This window comes from Cupriavidus sp. UBA2010 (assembly GCF_002335265.1).
GTDB lineage: Bacteria > Pseudomonadota > Gammaproteobacteria > Burkholderiales > Burkholderiaceae > Cupriavidus > Cupriavidus metallidurans.
The window spans coordinates 1-24,709 of record NZ_DDCI01000023.1; the positions used below are offsets into that span (position 1 = coordinate 1).

Sequence of the window (24,709 nt, forward strand, 5' to 3'; positions counted from 1 at the left end):
TTCGTGGAACAGGGGCAAGGTCAACCCATTACCGGAAATGGTCAGCGAATCAGCCGTCAATCTGCCGACCCACGGTGGCAAATTAAATCGATTTTTTTGCGCCGGATATAGAATAGATTCTATTTTTAGAGTGGGCGCTAGCATTTACAAACATGCTGAACACCACAGCTTAGACTCCAGATCATATATTTATCGATAAAATCTATAAAATATGATCTACCATCCCATCATCATCAGATTAAATAAAAATGGCGCATAACAATGTTTATGGTATATGAGTGCGGTTAGATGAAGATTTCCTGAAAAGAAACGAACGCAGCCGAAGCCTGATCCAGGCGAGCGCCAGCACTCAGCGAAAATTCAGCCAAATGCTGTGTAGATCCGAAGGAAATACTCAGCCGGAGAGCGACCGAGGAACGCTTGTATCTCCATGGGCTCGTACGCCTGTGGAGCCCCCCCCCGAATCGGCGGGCACAGTCCCCACTTACGATAGCGGGTAGGCATACGACTACGTTCTATGACTAGAACGAAGAAAAAAGGGCGGAAGTGCTGACAAGCCCGGAGTGTTTGCGGCGCTGATCACCACCACCCCTCCCCCGCGCCAGAGCGAGCAGCACAAGAAATCAGCGGCTGTGGCAATCGCCGAGAGAGACGCAGCACTCAGTGCCGCTACAGATACTCGTGATCGCCTGGCGACGCTCGCGGGAAATGGCGCGTGCCGCGCAAATCAGTAAACCGAAGAATGGTTCCAGGGTGACGTTCCCTTGACTTGAGCGGCAGTCAGGAAGATTCAGCTCGCTCCTATGCCACTACCCTGCCCTACATTGTCGCGGCCGTTGTAATCCTCGCGCGCTCGGCAACGAAAGTGAATCATCCTGCCCACGTCTTACTCCCCCTCGCAGGACTCGCTCCACTCCGAACTAATCATCACATTGAAACACGCCGGAGATCCTCCCCCCAGGTTTGCGCACCGTTGGACAGTGCCGGGAATCTATTTTTAGAACTCGTTCTATATAAATAGAAAACTTCTTATACCACTATCGTATCAAGTGGTTGTGCGATGTGAGCAGATCTTGATCGGGAGATTATGTTGGCAAAGAACCGATTAGGGACGCGCGGCAGAAATCTGGTTATTCAGTTTCAGCTCAAAAACGTGTCCGAAAGGGACGATCTGGAGTAGAGAACGACCACTTTCCAGGTGGAGATTACCATCAATTAACAAACGAAATTAGATCATGAAAAAGCATCTCATTATTCTTGCAGCATCCATCGCACCGGTCATGGCGTACGCGGCCAGTGGGAATACGATCAACTTTCAAGGGGAAGTTACGGATCAGACCTGCCAGGTCACGATCAACGGTAACGCAGCCAACCCTACGGTTCTGTTGCCAGCCGTCTCATCGACGGTTTTGACTTCTGCGGGCGCGACTGCAGGAACGACGTCTTTCACTGTGGGTGTAAGCGGCTGTGTAGCGCCGACAACCACCACGCAAGCAATCAAGACTGTCTTCGTGGGCAACCAGGTTACGGCAGCCGGGAACCTCGGCAACACCGGCACAGCTACGAATGTCGCTCTGCAATTGCTTGATCCGGCGACGCCGACGGTGCCCTTCAACCTGGGCAATGCTGGTGGCTACGCAGCCAGCGGCCTCACGCTGCCAGTCGGCGCCACGTCGGCATCGCATGATTTCGCTGTTCAGTACATCTCCGAGCCAGGCGGCGCAACTGCCGGTTCGGTGCTGGGTAGCGTCCAGTATGCAGTGAGCTATCTGTAAATACGACTGGAGTTCCCGGGTCTGTCTTCTCGGACAGGCCCAGGAGCCTTCGGGCGGAGAAAACTGAGAGTTGTTGAAATGGCCTCGCGTTACCCCATGCCTGTTCTAGGCGCCGTACTGAGCATCGTGCTCGCGCTACAAGCAGGTTCCGCCATTGGCAGCGTAACCATGACTGGCACCCGCGTGATCTACGACGGACGGTCGCCCGGAGAAAGTCTGCAGTTCACCAATCAAGGAAGCAGCCCCAGCGTGATGCAAGTATGGGTTGACTCTGGAAACGAGCAATCCACTCCAAAGACCGCTGACGCACCTTTTATTGTCACTCCGCCGGTATTCCGTATTGAACCCACTGCAGGCCAGACAATTCGCCTGCTATATGTGGGCAAGGATTTGCCTAAAGACCGCGAATCTGTCTTTTATCTTAACACCCTGGAAATTCCTTCCTTAAATTCTTCGTATGCAAACCAGAATCAAATGCTGGTAATGCTACGCAACAGAATCAAGATACTTTACCGACCGTCTGGTATCGAAGGAAGCCCTCAGAAAGCGATCGAAAAGCTCAGCTTTCAGATAGTTCGGCAAGGTGCCAATGTAAGCATCATTGCAAAGAATGCATCGAGCTACCACATATCGCTCGCGAACGGAAATTTGATTTGCGGTGGAGACGTTGCGACATTCTCCCCTGCCATGATCTCGCCCCAATCCGACATGGAGTGGAGCGTGAAGGGACGCTGTCCTGCGGGCGAATCGCCCATCCATACGAAAGTGCAATATGTCGATGACTACGGCGCAGTTCGTGAATCGGAGCTTCCGGTAACAGTTCAAGGCGCGCACTGAAATGACTAACGGGAGAACCCGTGGCTTTCGTAGTTCCGTGATTTGGAGGCATAACAGAACTGTTCTGCTTTCCGTGATACTGAGTACGCTAGTCATTACCGCATCAACGCTTCAGGCTATGGCGGCTCCAATCAACGTTGACAAGCAGGCGTCTGGCGGCGCTACGCTAGCCTACAGCTTCGACAGCAAACTGCTTCTTGGTTCATCGCTCGGTGTGGCCAACATCGAACGATTCAACAAGGCAAGTGCGGTAGAGCCTGGTATTTATCCGGTCGACATCTACGTCAATGGTGCTTTCGCGGCACGCAAGCCCGTCGATTTCCGAGCCATGGAAGGTGATGTTGTTGGCCCTTGTTTGAACGACGAGTTCCTGACCTCCAGCGGCATACTCCTTGATGAAGGTAGTGCAACTGGCAGCACGTCGACTCGGTCGCTAGCCCCGACGGGGAAGCGGGCCGCGCCCGCTCCGGAAACTCTGGCACCCGTTCCTCACGCCGAGAATTGTGTCCCGCTTGAGCGCCGCGTGCCGGGGGCATCTACTGCGTTTGACCTGTCCCGCTTGCGCCTGGATATCGGCGTCCCCCAAGCACAGATGAAGCAAGTGCCACGCGGTTTCGTCGACTCGGCCAATCTGAATGCCGGGCAGACGATGGGATATGTCAACTACGACACCAACTATTACACCTCGTCAGCCTACGGCGCTCGGTCAAACTCCGCTTACGCAGGCATCAATGCGGGTCTGAACGTTGGACTCTGGCGTCTTCGCCAACAATCGACCTACACGTATACAAGTGGGCTTGGGGAAAGTCGTTCTCATTGGAACAATATCCGCACTTATGCGGAGCGGCCGCTAGTTTCGCTGCGCAGCAATCTCGTCGTTGGGCAGAGCTTCACCGGGGGCAATCTCCTGAGCGCGGTGGGATACACCGGCGTGCACATCGAAAGCGACGACCGCATGTTGTCGGATTCAATGCGAGGGTATGCGCCTGTGGTCAATGGGGTGGCAAATACGAACGCCCGCGTCGTAATCAGCCAGAACGGTCAAACGATCTATCAGACCACGGTGGCACCGGGTCCGTTTTCCATCAAAGATCTCAATCCGACAAGCTACCAAGGGAACCTGACCGTACAGGTTCTTGAAGCCAACGGAGAGGTCACCACGTTCATTGTGCCGTTCTCGGCGGTACCGAACTCGCTTCGCCCAGGCCTGTCGCACTACAGTCTGACGCTTGGCCAGGTACGACAGATAGCCGACTCGAACGCCAAATTTGCCGATGTTACTTATGAACGCGGTTTGACGAATGTACTGACGGCAAACGGCGGTGCGCGAATTTCACCTGACTATCAGTCAGTGCTTGGCGGAGTCGTGTTTGGCACGAAAGTCGGAGCATTCGGTGTGAACACAGCGTGGTCGAGAGCGCAGGAACCGCAGGGCGGTAACGTGAACGGCTGGCGTAGTTCTGTCAACTACAGTCATACGATCCAGCAAACAATGACGACGTTCACGTTGGCAGGCTATCGCTATTCAACAAATGGTTATCGAGATTTTATCGATGCGATCAGCTCTCGTGCAGCTTTGCAGAACGGAGCCAATTGGATCTCCAGCACCTATCGTCAGCGGGACCAATTTACCGTCAATGCCAATCAGAATCTCAACGGACTCGGCTCGTTGTCTTTATCCGCTTCGACCAGTAGCTATTACAGTTCAAGGTCACGGGATACGCAATTCCAGCTCAGCTACAACAACCATTATCGGCGCATCAGCTACAACTTATCGGTAATCCGTCAGCAAACGGGCATGCTCTACGGTGGGAATGCTCCTGGCATGATTGGCGGCGCCCCGCTACCAAGTTCGCCGCCCAGGTTGACCAATGCCGTGATGTTTACGGTTTCCATACCCCTCGATCTGGGAGCTCGCTCCGCTTCAGTATCTGGCAGCGTGGCGCACAGCACGGATCAAGGCGTGTCGTATCAGACATCCGTAAGCGGCGTCGCCGATACGGCACAGACGCTTAGCTATGGATTCTCTGTTGCCGGGCAGACGCAAAACGAATCGCGCAACTTCAGTGGCAACCTGCAGAAGAACCTGTCGGCGGTAACAGTCGGTGCAAACTACTCGCAGGGCAACAACTATTGGCAGGCTGGTGCGAACGCACGCGGCGCTGCGGTTGTGCACGAAGGCGGTGTCACGCTCGGGAGATATCTCAGCGATACCTTCGGACTCATCGAGGCAAAAGGTGCGGAAGGTGCGGCAGTGCGTAATGCTCCAGGGACATTCGTGAACCGGTTCGGCTTCGCAATCGTGCCTTCGCTAACGCCCTATCGCTACAACGATGTGGCGCTCGATTCCAAGGGCATCAATCCAAACGCAGAACTAACTGGTAGCCAGGTCAGGGTCGCGCCATATGCCGGATCTTCTGTCCTGCTCAAGTTCTCGACGCTCACTGGTCATGCGGTGCTGATAACCGCTACGGGTACAGATGGAGAACTATTGCCGTTTGGTGCCACCGTTCTCGACAGTTCTGGCACGACGATTGGCGTCGTTGGCCAAGGCAATCAGGTCTATGCGCGTGTGCCAAACGACCAAGGCACGCTGACCGTCAAATGGGGGGAAGGCAAGGAGGATCTGTGCGTCATCGGCTATGACCTCAAGACAGCGGATGCGAAGGAAGTCATACAGCGTTTTGAGGGGAAATGCCGTTCAGCTCATACGGACAAGACTGCCGCACGAGCTCAAGAGCACATGTCAATGGCAAATACACCTGCCGGAGCCGGCAGAAATTCGGAATAACCACCCATGATCCGCCGCTTGCAGATATTCATTCTTCGTTTAGGGAAAGAGCGTCTCATTCCTTCACTTGCTGCGCTACTCTTTATTGTTGGCATAGCAGGACCGATGTTGGCGTTAGCACAGTCGACATCCAAAGGATGCTGGGCGATCACGACAACGACAACGAGTCCAAACTCCTACCTCTATACCGATCCCGGTACTGTTGCGAGGAATTGGAATGGCGCAGTCGATACGGCAGGGCAAGGCGCGTATCCCATGACCGTCTCGGTCAACATACCCGCTTTGGTACCAGATGGCACGCTGCTCGGAAGCGGCGTTTCGTCAATCAATAACCTCGGGGGAAGTGGCGTGGGAAGCTATAGCCCTGAGCAGGTATTGTTCCGATGTTCTCCGGATGCAGATGGAACCTTGTACGAGTACTATGCGACAAACGGCGATTCCTCTTACGCGGGAGCCACTGACGTAAGTGCACAATCTGGTATCCCGGGAACCTACAGGTCGTACTATACGGGGGTCGTGTCGCGGATAACAAATATTACTACGGGTGATTATCTCAGCCGGGCGTGGAAAGCCCGTCCCCTAACCGGGCTGGACCGTGATAGTCAGGGATGGATTCTCGTCAAAGCAAAGAATTTCAGCCAATACAGGCTGGAGATGTTTCAGTGTACGGTTTGCCAGTCTGGCGCTACGAATGGTACAGGTACCTGGGCGCAACCTCAGCCACAAGGATATGTCGCATTCGTCGGGGGAGCCACTGGGACGGTTATCAAAGGCAACCTTGCTGTAGACGCCGACTCCGCATCCAACTTTTCAGGCTGGCCTAGCACATGGCCAGGCGCAATCAATGCGTACCAGACGGTCATAGTTAGAAGGGCTGCAACCTGCGCGGTAACCAACGCGACGCCTTTAGTACGTTTTCCAATAATATCTGTCCGGGAACTGAATCAGGGAAACACAAGACAACTGCCGGTGACTATACAAATGCAGTGCCAGAGCTCAACACCTTCCGGACTGTCTGCGTTCATAAGTGGAACTGCCGCGAATCAGACCGCTCTTGGTGTACTCGTCCAGCCCGCCAATGCGCAAAGCGCCATCGCAGCAGGCCTGACAACCGCGGGAAGTGGCGTCACTTATCTACTCTCCGATGGCTATGGTATCGATCCGAGCGTTGCGACCGGTGTGGGCGTGACACTGTCCAGGCCAAACGGCACGCCATTGAACTTCCTGACAAATCAGTACGTTACGACAGGAGGTGCGATCGACGGATGGGACCCCGTGCTAAACGACGCAACGGCGAACGGGCCTGCAAGTGGCGGAATGACTTCGTATACACGCGTCTTCAATGCAACCCTCAAAGCGTTCGCACCCGGCGTTACACCGGTGACCGCCGGCCGATTCAATGCGACCGCCCAAGTGGTCGTTCGAGTCCAGTGACTATGTTACGCATATCCAGACTCGACGATTAATAAGTATTCCTATCTTGCAAGGTGTATCAGCAATGTCCCCGATAGGGCGCGAAAAACCGGAGTTCCGCGGAATCCGAATCAATAAAATCTGGAGTGATTGGCGCCTTCTCTCCGGTTTCCGCGCACTTGGACTGGTAATTATCCTCAGCGCGATGCTTATGCAGACATGGAGCCCGCAAGCAGCTGCTGGCGTGACACCGGAAATCTCCCGGGTTGTTTACGCGGCGGATGCTGTTGAACAGTCTCTGCAGGTATTTAATGTCAATGATTATCCGGTTCTTGTTCAGGCCTGGGTCGACGACGGCAGAATAGACGCGCTGCCACAAGAGTCGACCGCACCGATAATCGTAATTCCACCAATATTCCGCCTCGGCCGCGGCGATCAGACAAGTCTCCGACTAATAAACTCCGGTGCCGCGCTTCCGCAAGATCGCGAGTCATTATTCTGGCTCAATATCTATGAGATACCGTCGACGCCCAATAGCGTTATTGCGGAGCGCCAGCTGGTGACTGTAACGATGCGGACGCAGATCAAAGTTTTCGTTCGACCTCGCAAACTTCCTTTTCCATCAGACGAACTCCCGAAGCGCCTCGCGTTTTCCTTGACAAAAATGCCTGATGAGTTCCTTTTGGAGATCAGAAATCCCACGCCATACTATGCAACCATCTCGGCGCTTAAAGTCGATACTGGATCTGCCTCACAAGTGGCACCCGTGGAAATGATCGCGCCTTTCTCCAATACCATCGTCCATCTCAGCCCGCAAAAAGACAGCGTCAGCAATGACGCAAGGATCCACTTCTCGCTAGTCAATGATGATGGGAATTCAGTTGGCGGGGAGCGTACAGTTCATATTGGGAATTAAAGCGTTGATTTTTGCCTTCCATGCGGCTTCACGCCCCTACGTTAAATCATGTATTGACAGGCGGACCCAGCAAGGCAAGGGCAGCAGACGCACCTCTGGAATCCATGAGACTGTTCGAGATCGGCATGCAAAGCCCGGGGCGGGGCCGCAGACAGTACAAGTAGTACGGCAAGGCCCCGCAACGACTCCAGAATCTTTTTGAAACGGCTTCCAAGCGCGACACCTCGTACAACGGCCCGAACTACCACTATCGCCACGCGATGTGCGAGTTGATTGTTCGATGCTGAGCGTTGCCCTCGGACACGACAGGATCGAGACGCTGCCTTCTGACGCAACTAGGCTCGTGCGGCGGCCAGTCGCTTCCTGACGCTGTCAAGCAGACATTCTGCTGGCGTCGAAAGCCGCGCATTCCAGCGTGTAATGAGTGAGATGGGGTGTTCGACTCCCTCGCAGGGCAATGCCTTCGCTACCAGGCCCAGTTCCGATACGAACTCCCGAACGTAGCCGGGCAACACCGTAACCCCGAGCCGCGCCTTCGCAAAGCTGATGGCCGACAGAACCGTCCCGACCTCGACGGATGTCGAGTACGTCAGGTGTCTCGACGCAAAAACGCGATCGATGGTCCGCCGTGTGCTGAACGTTGAATGCAAGGAGATCTGCGGATAGTCCGCAAGCAACTCCCAGCTAACCTTGCGCTTGCGTGCCAGTTCGTGGTCGCCGGCACAGATCACGAACATGGATTCGTTGTACAGGTGCTCGATCGAGAGCTTGGGATGGGCTTCTTCCATCGAAACCAGTCCGAAGTCGGCCTTTCCATTGACCACGTACTCGATCGTCTCGTCCGTCGACAACTCATGCATGCCGATCCGGATCGCCGGATGGGCTTCGTGGAACGCCGAAACCGCCCCACGCAACAATCCCACGCACATCATTGGCGACGATGCGACGCTGACTTCGCCAGCTTCCAGGTTCAGCAGGCTCTGCATACTGCGCTCGGCGGCATCCATGGTCCCGAGCACTTCACATACATGGCCATACAGCTGGTGCGCCAACTGGGTTGGTGTCACCTTGCGCGTCGACCGTTCGAAGAGCCGCTGCCCGACCTTGGCCTCCATCTCCTGGCACACCTTGCTCACCGCCGACTGCGTCATGTGAATGGCCTGGGAAGCTCCGCTGAAACTGCGGAGTTCGTACACGACGCGGAATACTCGGAACTCCCTGAGTGTGAAGTTCATGGCGCTGGCAATTGGACGGAGCGCTCGATGGTACATGACCGCTCGCCGCGCCCGTCAGCTTTTCTTCTTGCGCTCAAGAAACCGCGCCATGTACGCATCCGGTTCTGACCCAGCGTAGACGTCGCCAAACACGGCAATGCTGTGCTTCAGCCCCCGCTCGATCGCAGGATCTTCCCACGCGCGCAGCAGCAACTTCTGCGCGCGCACAGCTTCCGGCCCGCACTCCAGTATTTCGGATACCGTATGCGCAACTGCGGCATCCAGCGCGTCGTTGGCAACGACCTCGTGAACAAATCCCCAGGCGTGGGCGCGCGCAGCATTGATCGAGGACCCGGTCAGCAACATCCAGCGCGTGTTCCCCTCACCGATCAGGCGAGAAAGGATGTTTGCATGAATGACCGACGGGATGCCGATCCTGACTTCCGGCATGGCGAAATTGGCATGCTCGTCAGCGATGCGGATATCGCAAGCGGCGGCAAACTCCATGCCGCCCCCCATGCACCAGCCCGACAAACGGGCGATCGTCGGCACCGGGAAATCGCGGACTGCCTCGCACAGATCGTGCAACCGCGTGATGAACGCCACCGCCGTCTCCGGCTGGAGCCTGGCCAGCTCCTTGATGTTCGCGCCACCAACAAATGCCTTCTCCCCCGTCCCGCGCAACACCAGTACCCGGACGTCAGGGCGACGAGCTAGCCGACGCAGCGTTTGCGTGAATTCGACGATCGTGTCCGAGTCCAGAATATTCAGACTGGTGCCATTGGCGATGCGCAGCGTCGCCACGCCCTGCTCCGATACATCGAGCGCCAGATGTTTGATCTCTTCCGTGTTCACCATTTTCACCGTTTCCTGATTCATTCTTCCAGTTCCCCTGCCTGCTGACCAAGCTTCGGCGCCGGCGTTGCAAGATCATTTTGCGCGGCTGGCGAGCGAAAGCGTGCAACGATACGCCGCTGACCACCATCGCCGAAGTCGCGCTGATCAAAGAAGCCAACCGAGCGAAGCTGCGCATCTTCCAGCAGGTCTTCCACGCGATTGACACGCGCGCACGGAATATCCGCGGCTTCCAGCAGCGCCACCCACGCGTCGGTGGTGCGCGTCAGCATGACCTGCGCGAGGTGGCCATAGATGACGTCGTAGTTCTCGGCCCGCGCGGGCGCAGTTTGAAACCGGCTGTCGCGCTCGAACGTCGCGAGATCATCAATCGCCTCGAAGAACGACTTCCAGTGCTTGTCGTTGTAGACAACCGCTGCGATGTAGCCATCGCGCGTTCGATATGGCTTCCTGTGCGGTGTCAGCAGGCGGCTGTATCCCATTGCGCCAGTCGAAGGTTCGAACGACGCTCCGCCGAGGTGATCCGCAAGAACGAACGCCGCCATCGTCTCGAACATCGATACGCGAACCGTATCACCGCGCCCCGTGCTCTTGCGCGCGAACAGTGCCGCAATGGTGGCGTGCGCGGCCGTCAGGCCGGTCACCCTGTCTGCAATCAGCGTCGGCACATACTGAGGCGCGCCGCCCGTCTGGCGTGCAAACAATTCGGCCAGCCCCGTCTGCGCCTGAATGACGTCGTCATACGCCGCACGTCCGTGCAGCGGCCCACCCTCTGCATACCCGGTCAGTTCAACATAGATGATCGACGGATTCAGGCCGCGCACGGCCGCTTCATCGAGCCCCAACCTGCGCATGGCTTGCGGCCGCACGTTGTGCACCAGCACGTCAAAGCCCGGTAGCATCTCTCTGAGCGTTCGGACATCATCCTCTCGCTTGAGATCCAGGACGACCGACGATTTTCCCTGGTTCGCATGAAGGAACATGCTTCCCATGCCAGGCGCACGCTTGTTGCCGGCATGGCGCATCACGTCACCATCAGGCGGCTCGATCTTCACGACCGTCGCCCCATAGTCGGCCAGAATCTGCGTGCAGACGGGACCCATGATGACCGACGTCAGATCCAGCACACGGACGCCCGCAAGCGGCCCCGTCGTATCCGGTGCGCGATGCGTCATTGCTGCTCCACACCCGCCTTGGTGGCCCTGGACGTCCAGATGCCACGCTGAGCGACAGTGAATGCCGCGAAGTCACGCGTGCTGGCCGGCGCCGCAACCATGCCGAGCTTCGCAAGCTTCTCCACGACGGGGGGACGTGCCACGGCATCGTTCACGGCCTTGTTCCATTTCTCCACGACGGCCGCCGGCGTGCCAGCCGGCGCGGCCAGCCCCACCCATACGACCAGGTCGAAGTTCTTGTATCCAGCCTCCACCATCGTCGGCACGTTGGGAAGCTCGGGCAAACGCCTGGGACTCGTGATGGCCAGGCCATCGAGCTTGCCACCGTGAAGGAAACTCATGACGACCGATGTATCCGCCACCATGTAGTCGATCTGCCCACCGAGCAGATCGGTCACCGCAGGAGGCTGACTTTTGTAGGGAATGGCGTCGGATGACACGTTCGCCATCTGCGAGAACGTGGCGGCCGCGATCTGCGCCGAGCCGCTGCCGTAGCCATAACGCAGATGGTTCTTCTGCGCGTACAGGGCCATGTCCTTTGCCGTCTTGTATGGCGCATCCGGACGCGTGACCAGCACCATGGGGATCGTAGCGATGCGGGAGATATGAACAAAGTCCTTGATCGGGTCGTAGCCGGGACGTTTGAACAACGCTTCGATGCCGGAATGCGTGGAACTGCTTGTCAACAACAGCGTGTAGCCATCCGCCGGCGACTTCGCCACATAGTTCGAGCCGATGATGCCGTTGGCGCCCGGCCGATTGTCCACGATGATCGTGCCAATCGACGAACGCACCTCCTCGGCAACAATGCGCGCCGCCGTGTCGGAAGCACTGCCGGCCGTGAAAGGAACGACCAGCTTGATCGGCTTGTTCGGATAGCCGTCGCCTTGGGCAAAAGCGTGTGGCGCAACGATGACGGCGGCCAACAAGACGGCAATACGTGTCTTCATGAGATGTCTCCTCTGTCTGATGACCACCATGTTGTTCCGATCCATTCATGCAAACAAGCGAATTGTCTTCATAGATTTATCATCGAATGGAATATGTTGGCAGCAGATCCAGCAGGGCCGCCAGAATCCGGGTTCGCGTGCCCATGTGGTAGACGCGCTTGAGAAACAGATGCGCGTCATGCTCCCAGGCAAACCCCATGCCGCCATGGACCTGCACCGACAGCTTGGTGGCCTGCGCGGCCGCTGCCGCCACCAGCCGATTCGCCGTGCCCGCGAGACTCGGCCCCTTCTCAGATTCACTCAATAGCGCGCGAACGGCATAGCGACCGTTATCAAGCGCAACCCACGCATTTGCCAGCGGATGCTTGATCGCCTGATACTGGCCAATCAGCCTGCCAAACTGGCGCCGCTCCTTGGCATATCCAATCGCCATATCCAACGAGGCGGCGGCTGCACCGATCATCTGAGCCAGTTCTACCGCCAGATACCGTCGGAGAATCGTCGCCATGTCCGCCTCGGCAAGCGTCAGCGTCGTCTCGGCAAGCGCACCGCGCTCAGGTAACACTCCCAGTCGCCCACATGCATCCATGCCTTCCATCTCCTGCACGTCGCATCCTGCGTACCGCCGGATCCCCCACGTCCTCCGGTCTGCCCCCAGATAGAGCTGGTAGTAGCAGGCGTCCTGGCCGTGATAGTCGACGAATCGCCCGGCGCCGGCCCCTTCATCCACACGACCGACGCCGGGATGGGTTTCGGGCGGAAGGATCACACCAGCATCGACAAGCGCGGGCATGTCATCGCAGAGTGGCTTCAGCACGTAGGCGGAAAATGCGAGCGGCTGCGTCAGAAGCGCACGGCCCATCAACTCACCGATTGCGAGGACCTGCGATTCCGCCTGCGACTCGAATTGGCACAGATCCAGCCACCCACCTTCATCCAGCAGCGACCAGAGCAGATAGCGCCTGGCGGCGTCGTGCGTACAGGCAGTTCTCGCATAGGCGATCGGATGTTGCTCGCGGATCAGTCGATCAAACGATGCCACCAGCATTTCGTCGGCTTCAGTCTGCATTGGCAATTTTGTCCTTTGGTAGGCCCAAGACTCGTTCTGCGATGATGTTCCGCTGGATCTCGGATGTACCAGCAACGATCGTCTCCGCTCTCGACCACAGGAACTCGCGAACGATCGAAGCATCCTCGGCATAGTCGCCATCCGCCCCGGGGCCGATCGCCGCACGTTCTCCCAACAGGTCAAGTTGAAGCTCGATGACCATCTGCCGTGTTTCACTCCAGAGCAGCTTCAGGATCGCCCCATCAATCCCGGGGGTGTTGCCTGCTGCGACCCGGCTTACCACCCTCTCCACACGCCAGCGAATCACCTGACAGCGATCCCGTGCATCCAGCAAACGGGAGCCGTAGGTCGCTGCGTCGCTGCCTTCCGCCGACACGCGCGCCAGCAGTGATTCAGCCCGGCCAAGCTCATGCTCCAGTTGCACGACGCGGGGAAGGAAATAGATGCCGCGCTCGAACTCCGCAGCGGCCATGGCAACTCGCCACCCATCTCCAACCTGCCCGACGATGTTCTCGTCGGGTACCGTCACATTCTCGAAGAAAACCTCGTTGTAGTCGGCCTCGCCCGTTAGCTGGCGGATTGGACAAACACGAACGCCTGGCGACTGCATATCGACGAGCATGAAGCTGAGCCCTCGATGTCCCTGGCTTTCCGGGTCCGTGCGAACCAGCGCAAAGCACCATCGCGCAAGATGCGCCTGGGTGGTCCAGATCTTGTGCCCGTTCAGGGTCCACCCGGCCTCGCCCTTGACAGCCCGCGACTTCACCGATGCGAGATCGGACCCCGATCCCGGCTCGGAGTAACCCTGACACCAGATTTCCGTGCCAAGACGAATGCCAGGGAGAAAACGTGCCTTCTGCGCCGCTGTGCCGAACTGAAGCAGGGTCGGCGCCAGAATCGAGTGCGCGATGCTGTTGATCGGCTGAGGAGCCCCCTTGGTAGCGCAAAGCTCGTGGAAAGCGATCAGGTCGGCTATGGGCAATGCGCGCCCGCCGTACTCCTCAGGCCAGGTCAAGGCAATCAGATTGGCGTCACAGAGGAGCGCGTTCCAGCGCAACCGGCACGCCTGGCTCGGATTCATGTGCGATGGGAACTCCTCGCGCAAGGCTGCCAGGCCCCCCTCCAGCCAGGCCCTGGCCTCCACAACGATCTCCGGCGCTTCGCTGGTGTCCGACACGGTGTTCATCTCGATGTTCGGCATGGGTCAACGAGTGGGATGGTCAGAGGTGCCGCTGGACAGCACGACAAACGGTTCGTCACGCCACCGTAGCGGGCCTGCGACCCATTGGCCGATGGTCTCCGGAGAGACACCTTCCACCAGCGCCCGCGGGACAAAGCTCCCGTCCGCTACGTCGAAGACACCAATCTCCGTGTAAACGCGATTCACGACGCCCTGCGCCGTCAGCGGCAATTCGCAGCGAGCGACCAGACGGGAAGCATTCGAACGGGTGAGCGTTTCCATCATGACCCAGACTGTCGGCGTTCCAACCGCAAGATCCATGGCCCCACCAACGGACGGCAGCGGGTCGCCTTCACCGAGGGCCCAGTTGGCAATGTCGCCGTTCGCAGCCACTTCGAATGCCCCAAGCACCGTGATATCGAGATGTCCCCCACGCATCATCGTGAAGGACAGTGCGTGGTCGCAGATCGATGCACCGGGCTGGAGCGCCACATTTTCCTTGCTGGCGTTGATGAGATCCGGGTCAGGTGGCACCGATGGGTTTCGCTGCGCCATGCCCAGGATGCCGTTCTCGCTATGGAGATGAATGCCAAGACGCGGTGAGATGTGCTCAGTCACCATTGTCGGCATCCCGATACCCAGGTTGACCACTGCGTACCTGGGAAAGTCTTCCGCAACAAGGCGGGCGATATCGTTTCGCGTCAGGCAGCGCATGTATCTCTCCGGACTACGCGGTTGACAAAGATGCTCGGCGTCACGATGTGGCAGGGGTCAAGCATCCCCGTATCGACCACCTCATCCGCTTCAACGATCGTGGTGCCGGCGGCCGTGCACATCACCGGCCCGAAGTTTCGCTGTGCATAGCGGTATTCAAGATTGCCGAGCATGTCCGCGCGAGACGCGTTGACGAAGGCATAGTCCGCAGGCAGCGGCTGCTCCAGTACGTATCCGCGTCCGTTCATCACCCTTGTCTCCTTGCCTTCGGCGAACGGCGTCCCGTATCCCGTGGGCGTGAAGAACGCCCCGAGCCCCGCCCCCGCGGCACGAATACGCTCGACAAGCGTTCCCTGTGGCATGACTTCCACCACCAGGCTGCCGGCAATCACCCGGTCCCTGAGAAATTCCGATCCCGGCATCCGCGGGTAGGAACAGACAATGCGCCGCACCCTGCCAACCCGCACCAGCTCCAGGAAGCTTGGATCACCACTGCCTGCGTTGTTGTTGATCAGCGTGAGGTCCCCGACGTCAGTGCTGTTCAACAGCGCGGCGAGTAGTTGCCTCGGGATCCCCGCGCCGCCGAATCCACCTACAAAGATGGATGCGCCGGATTCAATGTCGGCAACCGCTGTCTCAGCGGCGTCAATCAGCTTGCTCTGCATATTCCGTTTCCAATCCTGTTCCCGTTGCGCTCTCCAACTCCCAGACCACATGCCCAAAGGCCAGCTCCCGGTGGGTGTCCGCCTCCAGACACCGGAAAGCCGTCCGATCGGCGCCGAGCCAGCACTCGACATCAACGCTCCGTCCCGGGTACGCCATGCCGGTGAACCGGATATCAATCTGGGAAACAAAGCACTCGCCACCGAGCGGCGGCCGCCTCAAGACTGCCCGAGTGGCAATGCCTGCCATTGAAGCACCATGCAGGATCGGCGCGTCCAGGCCCGCCTTCCTTGCGCTTTCGGGGTCGATATGCAGTGGATTGCGGTCACCGGTCAGTCGATAGATCGCCGCCTGGTTCCTGGCAGTGGGCATCCGCAGCGTCTCATCCGGCCGCCGTTCCGGTGGGCTCGGTATAGGCGGCAGCGGTGTGTCCGAAAGCAGACTGTCACCCACGGAGTAGCCGCCATCGCCCCGGCAGACGTTGACCTGCTCGATCCGCGCCAAGCACCTCTCCGACGCTTCGTCGAAAATGCAACGCTCCACTGCAACCACAGCGCCACCACGCTCCCCCTTGTCTGTCACGCGTGTCACGCAACTGCGGCTGACGACGCTGCCCGATGCGGGAAGCGGACCGAACAACGTCATGCGCTGTTCGCCGTGCACGACCTTTCTCCAGTCAATGCCATGTGCCGGATCTCGCATCCAGAACCCCTGATAGGCAATGACCGACACCATGGATGGCAATGCACGAATCCCATCTTCGTAGAGGTACTCGATCTCGTCACCGAAGGCATCGGGATCACCCAGGCCGGCGCCAACCCCAAGGGCGTACAGGATGCAGTCGTCCGCGCCATAACGATGGTGCAGGGCATCGAAACGGGTCGATTTCAGTTGGTGATAGTCCAAAGGCATCGTGACCCTCAAACTGGATCCCAGGCAAACACTTCCGCCGAAGTGTCCAGCGGCATGAAGGATTGGCGAAGTGCCGGCATTCCGTGTGTGGCGATGGTGTCCGAGGTCCAGCCTTCGGAACGATGCACGGACTTCGCAGGTCGCGACTGGCTCATCAGGAATATTTCGTTGAGCCGGATGGCGAATACCTGGCCCGAGACGTTCGCCGATGCATCCGAAGCCAGGTACGCAATCAACGGCGCGATCGTTTCGGGTCCCATGCGACGAATCTTCTCGATATGCGCTGCCTGTTCGGGCGTCTTTGCCGGAATGGTCTCGGTCATCCGGCTCCAGGCGAGCGGCGCAATGCAGTTGGATCGAACGTTGAAGCGCTGCATGTCCAGGGCGATCGCCTTGGACATGCCGACAATGCCAAGCTTGGCCGCGCAATAGTTGGCTTGCCCCCGATTGCCGATGACCGCAGAGTTCGACGTCATGTTGATCAGGCTGCCACCACCCTGCTTCTGAAAGTGATCGGCGGCTGCATGGCTGACGTTGAACGTGCCGTAAAGATGCACCTTGACGACCGCGTCGAAGTCCTCGGGAGTCAGCTTGTAGAACATCTTGTCCCGCACGATGCCGGCGTTGTTCACTACCGCATCGATTCTGCCGAATCGCTCGATGGCGGTAGCGACAATGCTCCTGGCGCCCGCATACTCCGCAACGGAATCGCAATTCGCCACAGCGGCTCCGCCGGCACGCCGAATCTCCTCGGCCACCCGCTCCGCGGCGTTGTCGCCTGCCGCGCGACCATCAAGAGAGACGCTGAGATCATTGACCACGACGCCGGCGCCCTGACGCGCCAGTTCAATCGCGGCCGCCCGCCCGATGCCATTGCCGGCCCCCGTTACTACCACTACTTTTCCATTCAACATGTACCTATTTCTCCAATGAAAGGATCGTCGTCGCCTGAGCGCTCAACGTGCCGCCATTTCCATGGACGAGCGCCGTGCGTGCGTTCGCTACCTGACGGTCGCCGCATATGCCCTGCAGTTGCCGCACGGCCTCGACCAGGCCGAACATGCTGTACATCCCTGGGTGCACGCACGAAAGGCCACCCCCATTGGTATTCACGGGCAGCGCGCCACCTGGCGCGATGCGCCCGCCCTGGATGAAGCGCCCCCCCTCTCCCTTGGGGCAGAACCCGAGATCCTCTAGAAACAGGATCGGGTTGATGGTGAACGCGTCGTAGAGCTGAACGACATCGACCTCGTCGAGATGCATCCCGGCTCGCTGCAGCGCAGACGCACCCGAAATCCGTGCATCCGTCGTCGTCAGGTCGTCCATGCATGAGATTTGCCGATGGTGATGCGACATCGCCGTCCCAAGGACATGGACGGGCACCGACGCCAGGTCCTTCGCCCGTTCCGCCGCAGTCACCACAATTGCCCCCGCGCCATCCGTCACCAGGCAACAATCGCGCGCAGTGAACGGCGATGACACGACCTTTGCACCCAACACGTCATCGATCGTCAGAGGCTCTCGCCTGAACGCCTCGGGGTTCAGTTGCGCCCACTTCCGTGCCGAAACCGCAACCTCCGCAAGTTGCTCGCGCGTGGTGCCGTACTCGTGCATATGGCGCATGGCCGCAAACGCATAGCTGGTGGGCGGATTGAACGGCTGGAATGGGTCCTCAAACGGAAACGGGTCGAGCTTCGCGCGTGCCGGAGACGTGGCCGAGACGCTGTTGCCGCCACGTGGCGTCGCGCCGTAGGCAATCACGATGTTCCTGCAGAGACCAGCCCGAATCGCGGCGGCAGCCGTGAGCAGATGGCCAACGAACGACGCGCCCCCAATCTGCGTACTGTCGGAGAAGCGTGGGCGGACACCGAGGTACTCCGCCAGCTTCACCACCCACATCGAAGATGAGAGACTGGCCGTCATCAGACCGTCGATATCGGACATTCTGAATCCGGCTTGCGCGATCGCCGCGTGCACAGCTCTCGATGTGATCTCCAGATCGGTCTGCCCGCCGGCATCGCCAATGCCCGCCGTTGCGCTCCCGACAATCGCGATACTTCCGCGCAGCGATGGATCCCAGTCAATCATTCGCTCGTCTCCTCAAGAACAAGGCGTGGAGGCTCCGTGCTCGGATCCACGATGGCACGCAGACGCATGCCGATGGCCAGCGCGCCGGGAGCAGCCCCGGGAACCGTTGACATCATGCGAAACCCATCATCCATGTCGATCAGCACCACATTTCGTCCTGCGGACTCTCCGTAACCGGGAATCTCCGAGAAGGAGTACAGCGTGCCCGTACGCGTCATCGGCACCCATGCGTAGTGCTCCGCGTCGCATGTGGGGCAATGCGTGCGTGGGAAGAAGAAGCGCTTGCGACACGTCTCGCAACACTGGATCATTGGTGTCCCCTGCCGCAGGGCCGCGAAGAACACCTGCTCCGGCGATGCCGGATTTACCGCTCGCTTAGCTGCCTCACTATTCATCCTTGACTCCCGCTTGCTGAATCACGCCCTTCCACTTCTCCATTTCCGACAAGACAAAAGCCCTGTAGGTGGGCAGGTCCATATCGCCCGGCTCTGACCCTGTCGAACGGATGTACTCCGACGTCGCCGGCATGGCGATGGCCTTTCGGAAGCCCTTGTTGAGCATGTCCAGGACCTGCGGCGGTGTTCCGGCGGGCACATAGGCACCGACCCAGGTGGTCAGTTCGAAGCCCTTGTAGCCGAGTTCATTGAGCGTCGGCACCGTTGGAAACTGATCGCTCCGCCGCGCCGAGGCGATCGCCAGCGGAACGATCTTTCCGGACTTGAGATACGCATTCGCGGTCACGGATTCGGCCACGCCAAACGGAACCTGACCGGAAACAAGATCCGCCATCGCCGGTCCCGCGCCCTTGTAAGCAACGTGAACGAGCGGAAGTCCACTCTGTGCCCGCAGGAGTTCGCCGATAATGTGCGGAGCTCCGCCGATACCGGCGGTACCGTAGGGAATGCTTGGGTGGCTCTTTCCATAGGCTTTCAGATCGGCGAACGTCCTGATGTTGAGCCCTGCATTGACGAGCACGAAGTTCGGACTAATCGCCAGCAATGCAACCGGATCGAAGGCTTTCCTGGCGTCATAGGGCAGCGTCTTCTTCAGCGCGGGATTGATGACGTGGCTGGTCGCGCCCACCAGGATGGTGTAGCCGTCCGCCGGCCGCCGCCCGACGTACTCCGTGGCGATCTGCCCCGTGGCGCCCGGTTTGTTGTCGACGACGAACGTCTGACCGGTTTGCGCCTGAAGGTCGGCGGCAACCTTGCGGGTCAGGATGTCGGTCATGCCACCGGCGGCATATGCAACAACCAGCGTGACCGGCTTCGATGGGTAAGCATCCGCCGCATGGGCGGCCGAGATAAACAATGCTGCGAGCGAGATTGAAAAAACGAACTTCACTAGCGGTCTCCTATGCCCAAGGTTTCTGAATGGAATTGGTGCGCAGCCCCCTACTGGGGCTCGATGCCGGAACGTTTCACGATGTCGCCCCACTTGCCGATCTCCTTTTGAACAAAGCGCTGAAAATCCGGCACTGACATCTGGCCCGGCAGCGTTCCCTGTTGCTGGAGCATTTCCTTGAAGCGAGTCTCGTTCATGGCGCTCTTCGCCATCGCGTTGAGTTGACTAACGATTTCGGGCGGAGTGTTGGCCGGTGCGTAGAAGCCGATCCAGATCTCGGTCTCGTAGCCCGGAACGCCCTGTTCTGCGATGGTTGGAACATCGGGCAAAACCGCCGCACGGCGGCTGGTGGTCACCCCCACGGCGTTCAGCTTGCCTGCCTGGATGTACTTGATGGCGGTCAGCGCATCCACGAACGACGCCTGAATCTGCCCACCAAGCAGATCGTTGACCGCGGCTGCGGTTCCCTTGTAGGGCACATGCAGGAGCGGCGCGCCGGTGCGGCTCGCAAGCAATGCACCGGAAAGATGCGTAATACCGCCAGTACCCGATGAACCGTAGCTGAGACTCCCGGCGCTCCGCGCATACGCCAACAGCTCCGGCAGTTTCCTAGCGGGAATCGAGGGATTGACGACGAGCACCGCAGGCGTGCTCGCCAGAAGTGCCACCGGAGCGAAATCGTGGGCCGTGTCATAAGGCAACTGCTTCGTGATGGACGGATTGACGACGTGCGCCGTGGTCGTTACGAGCAGCGTGTAGCCATCCGGCTTCGCCTTCGCCACCTTCTCCGTACCAATGATCCCGCCGGCACCTGGCCGGTTATCAACCAGCACGGTCTGCCCGGTAGCATTCTGCATACTGGTGGCCAGTTGCCTAGCCAGCACGTCGGTCATGCCGCCGGCTACGAACGGCACGATCAGAGTCACCGGCTTCTGCGGATAGGCAACCGCCTGGGCAACGGCGGAAGCGAGCAGCATGCAGCCGCCCAACAGGCAACGTCCAAGCCTTGCACTTCGATTCATCTTGTCTCCTCCTTTATTGCGCGTGGTGTATCCCACGTCGTGTCACTGGAGGATTCGGATGGTAGCGACTGACCTATTCATGACACAATCGACTTCTTCTCATGAATCCAGTCGGTGTTGGAATGAATATCACCTTTCGGCAACTGCGCCTCTTCCTGGAGGTCTTCGAGACTCACAGCATCACCGCGGCAGCGGTTCGTCAGAACCTCACCCAGTCCGCCGCCAGCAAAGTCATTGCCGAACTCGAGTCTCAATTGGGCTTTGCCCTATTCGATCGCACGACGCGCCGGGTCGAGCCCACGGCTGCGGCCATCGAATTCCATGCCTTTGCAGTCGACGTGATCGCCACCATGCACGCCGCCACCCGCAGCGTCGAGGAATTGATTGAACTGAAACGCGGCAAGGTAAGTGTGGCGGCGTCGCCGCTGATGATCTACGGGCTGCTTGCCGGCCCGATCACCGAGTATAGGAAGCGATTTCCTGGCGTCAGCTTCGAGCTCCACGAATTGTCGACGGACGAAACCGTCGAGAGCGTGCGTGCGGGAACTGTAGATTTCGGGCTCGGTGCCGTCGAAACGGACCTGCCAGGTGTTGCGACCGAACTCGTGTATCAGGGGCGTATGCGCCTGGTGGTCAGCGACGACTGCCCCCTCGCAGCCCGCAAGCGCATCTCTCTGGCGGACCTATCCCACTGCAACCACATTAGCTTGCGGCGCTTCTTCAGCGTGAGACGCACGCTGGATCAGCTTGTCCTGGACAAGGGTGTCACGCTGCCAAGCGCTCTGGAAGTCGGCACGCTGACTTCCGCGCTTGGCTTGATCAAGCGAGGGGCGGGTGTGTTGATCGCGCCGGCCTATGCGGCGGACATCGCTGAGGAATGGGGAATGCGAACGATCCCCATCGCCGATATTCCGCACGACGCGCATCGCATCTCGCTGATCCGGCGTCGGCTGGGACGCCCCACGCTCGCGACACGCCAGTTTCTTCGAGAACTCATTCCACAACTGAAGCAGATGAGCTCCTGAACCCACGAACCGCCCGCCTACACGCCGCCAAACTCGGACCACGCAATCTCGATGGCGTCACGCAGTGAGAGCAGCACAGGCGCATATCGCGCCTCCAGCGGACCATCGTCATCGTCCCCTACCGCGTACGAGACACTCAGGGTATAGAGCACACCATCCGGGCCCATCACTGCCGTCGCGATGCCCTCCATGCCGAGCACGACGCGCGAGCGGCAATAGCCGTCCTTCGCGTACTTCGCCCTCGACGTGTCGATGCGCTCCTTGTACTTCGGCCACTTCTCGCCGTAGTGGCTCGCCAGCCTGCCCATCAGCAGTTGCCGCCGCGATTCCGGCAGGCCGGCAAGATAAGCGTGCCCGGTCGAGCTTCTTACCATCCCGAATCGCGTTCCGGTCATTGCGGCACGACTCATCAGCCCACGGCCTTTGCGAATCGTGTGGAGATAGACCATCCAGAATCCATCGGCGGCGGATAGCGTGACGTTGATCTGCTCCGCCGTCGCCACCTGGCCCATCAGCGGCAACACGGCATCCAGCTCCGAGCGCCCGATATGGAACGAGCGCGCCAGGCTCAGGCATACCGGCGCGAGGCGATAGCCCTTCGACACACCGTCGTATTCGAGATAACCGCCTTCCACCAGCGAATGGGTAAGGCGACTGACCGTGGGCCTCGGCAGGCCACTGCGTTCGGCGAGCTGAGCGTTGCTCAGCACGGGCGCGCCGCTGACGAATGCCCGCAGCAAGTTCAGTCCGCGCAGCAACGTCTGGCTGCCCGGTGTGGTGCGCGAGAAAGGCTCGCTCTCGTGCGTCGGTTCAAGCATGGCTTCCTGCCGGCTTCGGTCGCTCCGGTCGTTTCAACTGTCGAAACGACCATACTGCGGCCCCCTCTCTACGCGGTCAATGCTCGATATCCCGCGACCATCCCATTGAATCCCAATCAGAAGGAAACGTCGTGCCGCACTCACGGTGCCTTGATTCCTGTCCGGTTCCAGACTGCGATACGCGGCCCGCCCGATGATGTGCGCGTGGACAAGGACACCCCATTTAGCAATGGTGGCGGGGCACTAAGTCCATTTCATTGAAGGCCCCGTCCACACAATGATCTATGTCAGAAAATGTGCTTGATCCCGAGGGTCGTGCCGAACTGATTGCTGCCCGGCGGCGTATGGCCGAAGCCGGCTGCGCCATTGCCAAGACCCATGTTCGAGTTTTCCTGATTCAGTGCGTAGCCCAGCGTCAGGTAGGCCTCGGTACGCTTCGAGAATGCGTACCGGCCTGTGGCGACGAACAGCCACGGATCACCACCGGTGTTGCGGAAATCCTGGTAATAAGCGGCCGCGCTAAGCGTCACCGCCGGCCCCGCCTGCCACATCACGCCCGTCCACCACAGGTTCGACGCCTGATTCGACACACCTGGCAGCGCGCCCACGAGAATCGCTCCATCGTAGGCCTTTGCCCATCGGTAGCCGGCGAACACCTTGAGGGTGGAGAGCGCATAGGTACCGGCCAGCGTGGCCCGACGCGACGTGGCGTCGCGGTTCGTGGTCAATGTGCCGGTGTTGACCTCGTCATAGGCCGTGCCAATGCTGAACGGGCCATTGTTGTAGCTCAGGCGAAAGCCGAACTCCCGACCTAGTTTGGCATTCCCAGGCACCTCGCTGCCATCCACCGTGGTGCTTTCCGCGCCAAAGCTGTACATCGCCGTGGCCGTCAAGCCGCCGAACTTCCCCACATACTTCACGGTGTTGTCCGGCCGGGCGACGAAGGCAAGATCCTGATTGAAGATGGACCACCTCGGCGACAGCGCCATCGGGTCGAACGCGCCGATCATGTCGAACAACGCGCTCTGCTGACGCCCAAACAGGATGCTGCCCCATTGGCTCTCCAACCCCACATATGCCGATCGCCCGAACAGCCGTCCGCCCTGTGCTGATTTGCCAGTGTCGACATCAAAGCCACTTTCGAGCACGAACACCGCTTTCAGGCCTTGGCCAAGGTCCTCGGATCCACGTACGCCCCAGCGCGAACTGGAAAGGCTGCCCGACGTCTGCCTGACCACGCTGCCTCCGCCCACCTGGTTGTTGGTGAAGCTCACGCCTGCATCCACGACGCCGTACAGGGTCACGTTTGCCCGGGATTCCGCCGAAACGCAGCACAGCAATGCTGCGAGTGCGGGAACTGTCAATCTCGCCTTCATTCTTTTCCTCCAAGTTGAAAATGCCTCAATCTCCGGCTGAGGCTGGCCAGGTCATGGCGTGTGGACGCGCTCCCGCTTGAGCGGGAACGCTTCACGCCTTATTGATTTCGTGGCGCATCAAAGCGCTGGACAAAGCTCCGCCCTGCCGGCTGTTGTCGGCGAACGGTACGTTGCTCGTGGATGAGTGATTGAGTTCGGAGCGCGCGGCTACGGATTGCCCGTAACCAGAATGCTCGCGGTCTTCCGATAATGTTCGGCTTGCTTCTCGATCAGCGTGACGGCGTTACCGCGGATGCAGGCAATGCACGCGATACGGGGGCTGTCGACAGTAGTGGACTGAGCCCCATGCCGCAGTTGTGGTGTGTGAAGTATCCGTCGTCGTCGTGACGATGCGCGACCCGAGGTCGCCAGGTTGCGAGTTGCCATCCTTGTCTCCTTGTTTGATCAACTGCATGGATGGCCAATCACGTGAAGCGGCTCGGTGGGCGCTGACGAACCCAGTACTCGGCTAACCATTGCATGAGTGCGCGTTGTCGATCTGCGTCGACCAGAACACGCACCAGCGGCGAGTA

At 59.2% G+C, this 24,709-nt stretch carries 22 protein-coding genes; 6 read left to right on the top strand and 16 right to left on the bottom strand.

The genetic code is table 11. The annotated features are described in order from the left end of the window. Positions 1-1,235: 1,235 nt before the first annotated feature. From B2246_RS17670 to B2246_RS17690, 5 genes are all read left to right on the top strand, one after another. Positions 1,236-1,775, top strand: a complete 540-nt coding sequence (locus tag B2246_RS17670) for a fimbrial protein (protein ID WP_008652416.1) — start codon at positions 1,236-1,238, stop codon at positions 1,773-1,775. A 78-nt stretch (positions 1,776-1,853) separates the two neighbouring features. Continuing rightward, positions 1,854-2,612, top strand: coding sequence for a fimbrial biogenesis chaperone (locus B2246_RS17675; RefSeq protein ID WP_008652418.1), 759 nt, complete (start codon positions 1,854-1,856; stop codon positions 2,610-2,612). A 118-nt stretch (positions 2,613-2,730) separates the two neighbouring features. Continuing rightward, a complete protein-coding gene (locus B2246_RS17680; RefSeq protein WP_234819013.1) occupies positions 2,731-5,403 on the top strand; it encodes a fimbria/pilus outer membrane usher protein in 2,673 nt (890 codons plus the stop codon). A 6-nt stretch (positions 5,404-5,409) separates the two neighbouring features. Beyond that, entirely contained in the window at positions 5,410-6,837 is a 1,428-nt protein-coding gene (locus B2246_RS17685) for a fimbrial protein (RefSeq protein ID WP_286882516.1), read from the top strand. Positions 6,838-6,901: 64 nt separating this feature from the next. Continuing rightward, positions 6,902-7,732: a fimbrial biogenesis chaperone gene (locus B2246_RS17690; protein WP_286882517.1), complete on the top strand. Its 831-nt coding sequence runs from the start codon at positions 6,902-6,904 to the stop codon at positions 7,730-7,732. Positions 7,733-8,067: 335 nt separating this feature from the next. Here the strand turns inward: B2246_RS17690 and B2246_RS17695 are convergent, their stop codons facing one another. The 14 genes from B2246_RS17695 to B2246_RS17760 form a co-directional block, all read right to left on the bottom strand. Further along, complete coding sequence (locus tag B2246_RS17695; protein WP_286882518.1) at positions 8,068-9,003, bottom strand: LysR family transcriptional regulator; 936 nt, start codon at positions 9,001-9,003, stop codon at positions 8,068-8,070. 18 nt (positions 9,004-9,021) lie between these two features. Then, a complete protein-coding gene (locus tag B2246_RS17700) occupies positions 9,022-9,825 on the bottom strand; it encodes an enoyl-CoA hydratase (protein WP_008652440.1) in 804 nt (267 codons plus the stop codon). Next, the gene (locus tag B2246_RS17705; protein WP_008652442.1) at positions 9,822-10,976 is read right to left on the bottom strand and encodes a CaiB/BaiF CoA transferase family protein; all 1,155 of its coding nucleotides are present in this window, start codon (positions 10,974-10,976) and stop codon (positions 9,822-9,824) included. Before B2246_RS17705 ends, B2246_RS17700 begins: the two co-directional genes overlap by 4 nt. Further along, positions 10,973-11,926, bottom strand: a complete 954-nt coding sequence (locus tag B2246_RS17710; protein WP_286882520.1) for a Bug family tripartite tricarboxylate transporter substrate binding protein — start codon at positions 11,924-11,926, stop codon at positions 10,973-10,975. Before B2246_RS17710 ends, B2246_RS17705 begins: the two co-directional genes overlap by 4 nt. Positions 11,927-12,005: 79 nt before the next feature. Continuing rightward, positions 12,006-12,995, bottom strand: a complete 990-nt coding sequence (locus tag B2246_RS17715) for an acyl-CoA dehydrogenase family protein (RefSeq protein ID WP_286882521.1) — start codon at positions 12,993-12,995, stop codon at positions 12,006-12,008. Next, positions 12,985-14,196 carry an acyl-CoA dehydrogenase family protein gene (locus B2246_RS17720; RefSeq protein ID WP_286882522.1) on the bottom strand — a complete coding sequence of 404 codons (1,212 nt, stop codon included), beginning with the start codon at positions 14,194-14,196 and terminating at the stop codon, positions 12,985-12,987. The genes B2246_RS17715 and B2246_RS17720 overlap by 11 nt, the downstream gene beginning before the upstream one ends. A 3-nt stretch (positions 14,197-14,199) precedes the next feature. Further along, positions 14,200-14,889 carry a CoA-transferase gene (locus B2246_RS17725; protein ID WP_286882523.1) on the bottom strand — a complete coding sequence of 230 codons (690 nt, stop codon included), beginning with the start codon at positions 14,887-14,889 and terminating at the stop codon, positions 14,200-14,202. Next, on the bottom strand, positions 14,877-15,554 hold the full coding sequence (locus B2246_RS17730; RefSeq protein ID WP_286882524.1) for a 3-oxoacid CoA-transferase subunit A: 678 nt from the start codon (positions 15,552-15,554) through the stop codon (positions 14,877-14,879). Before B2246_RS17730 ends, B2246_RS17725 begins: the two co-directional genes overlap by 13 nt. After that, positions 15,535-16,464, bottom strand: a complete 930-nt coding sequence (locus tag B2246_RS17735) for a MaoC/PaaZ C-terminal domain-containing protein (protein WP_286882525.1) — start codon at positions 16,462-16,464, stop codon at positions 15,535-15,537. Before B2246_RS17735 ends, B2246_RS17730 begins: the two co-directional genes overlap by 20 nt. 8 nt (positions 16,465-16,472) lie before the next feature. Then, the gene (locus B2246_RS17740; protein ID WP_286882526.1) at positions 16,473-17,378 is read right to left on the bottom strand and encodes an SDR family oxidoreductase; all 906 of its coding nucleotides are present in this window, start codon (positions 17,376-17,378) and stop codon (positions 16,473-16,475) included. A 4-nt stretch (positions 17,379-17,382) separates the two neighbouring features. After that, entirely contained in the window at positions 17,383-18,552 is a 1,170-nt protein-coding gene (locus B2246_RS17745; protein ID WP_286882527.1) for a thiolase, read from the bottom strand. Beyond that, complete coding sequence (locus B2246_RS17750) at positions 18,549-18,947, bottom strand: Zn-ribbon domain-containing OB-fold protein (protein WP_286882528.1); 399 nt, start codon at positions 18,945-18,947, stop codon at positions 18,549-18,551. Before B2246_RS17750 ends, B2246_RS17745 begins: the two co-directional genes overlap by 4 nt. Then, positions 18,940-19,896 carry a Bug family tripartite tricarboxylate transporter substrate binding protein gene (locus B2246_RS17755; protein ID WP_286882529.1) on the bottom strand — a complete coding sequence of 319 codons (957 nt, stop codon included), beginning with the start codon at positions 19,894-19,896 and terminating at the stop codon, positions 18,940-18,942. The genes B2246_RS17750 and B2246_RS17755 overlap by 8 nt, the downstream gene beginning before the upstream one ends. A gap of 50 nt (positions 19,897-19,946) precedes the next feature. Then, the gene (locus B2246_RS17760) at positions 19,947-20,918 is read right to left on the bottom strand and encodes a Bug family tripartite tricarboxylate transporter substrate binding protein (protein ID WP_286882530.1); all 972 of its coding nucleotides are present in this window, start codon (positions 20,916-20,918) and stop codon (positions 19,947-19,949) included. 122 nt (positions 20,919-21,040) lie between these two features. Here B2246_RS17760 and B2246_RS17765 point away from each other — a divergent pair, with 122 nt between their 5' ends. After that, a complete protein-coding gene (locus B2246_RS17765; protein WP_286882531.1) occupies positions 21,041-21,943 on the top strand; it encodes a LysR family transcriptional regulator in 903 nt (300 codons plus the stop codon). Between the two features lie 17 nt (positions 21,944-21,960). Here B2246_RS17765 and B2246_RS17770 read toward each other — a convergent pair whose 3' ends face one another. Together B2246_RS17770 and B2246_RS17775 are read right to left on the bottom strand one after the other, a co-directional pair. Next, positions 21,961-22,761 carry an IclR family transcriptional regulator gene (locus B2246_RS17770; RefSeq protein WP_008652446.1) on the bottom strand — a complete coding sequence of 267 codons (801 nt, stop codon included), beginning with the start codon at positions 22,759-22,761 and terminating at the stop codon, positions 21,961-21,963. Between the two features lie 287 nt (positions 22,762-23,048). After that, positions 23,049-24,137, bottom strand: a complete 1,089-nt coding sequence (locus B2246_RS17775) for a porin (RefSeq protein ID WP_186425634.1) — start codon at positions 24,135-24,137, stop codon at positions 23,049-23,051. Positions 24,138-24,709 lie beyond the last annotated feature (572 nt).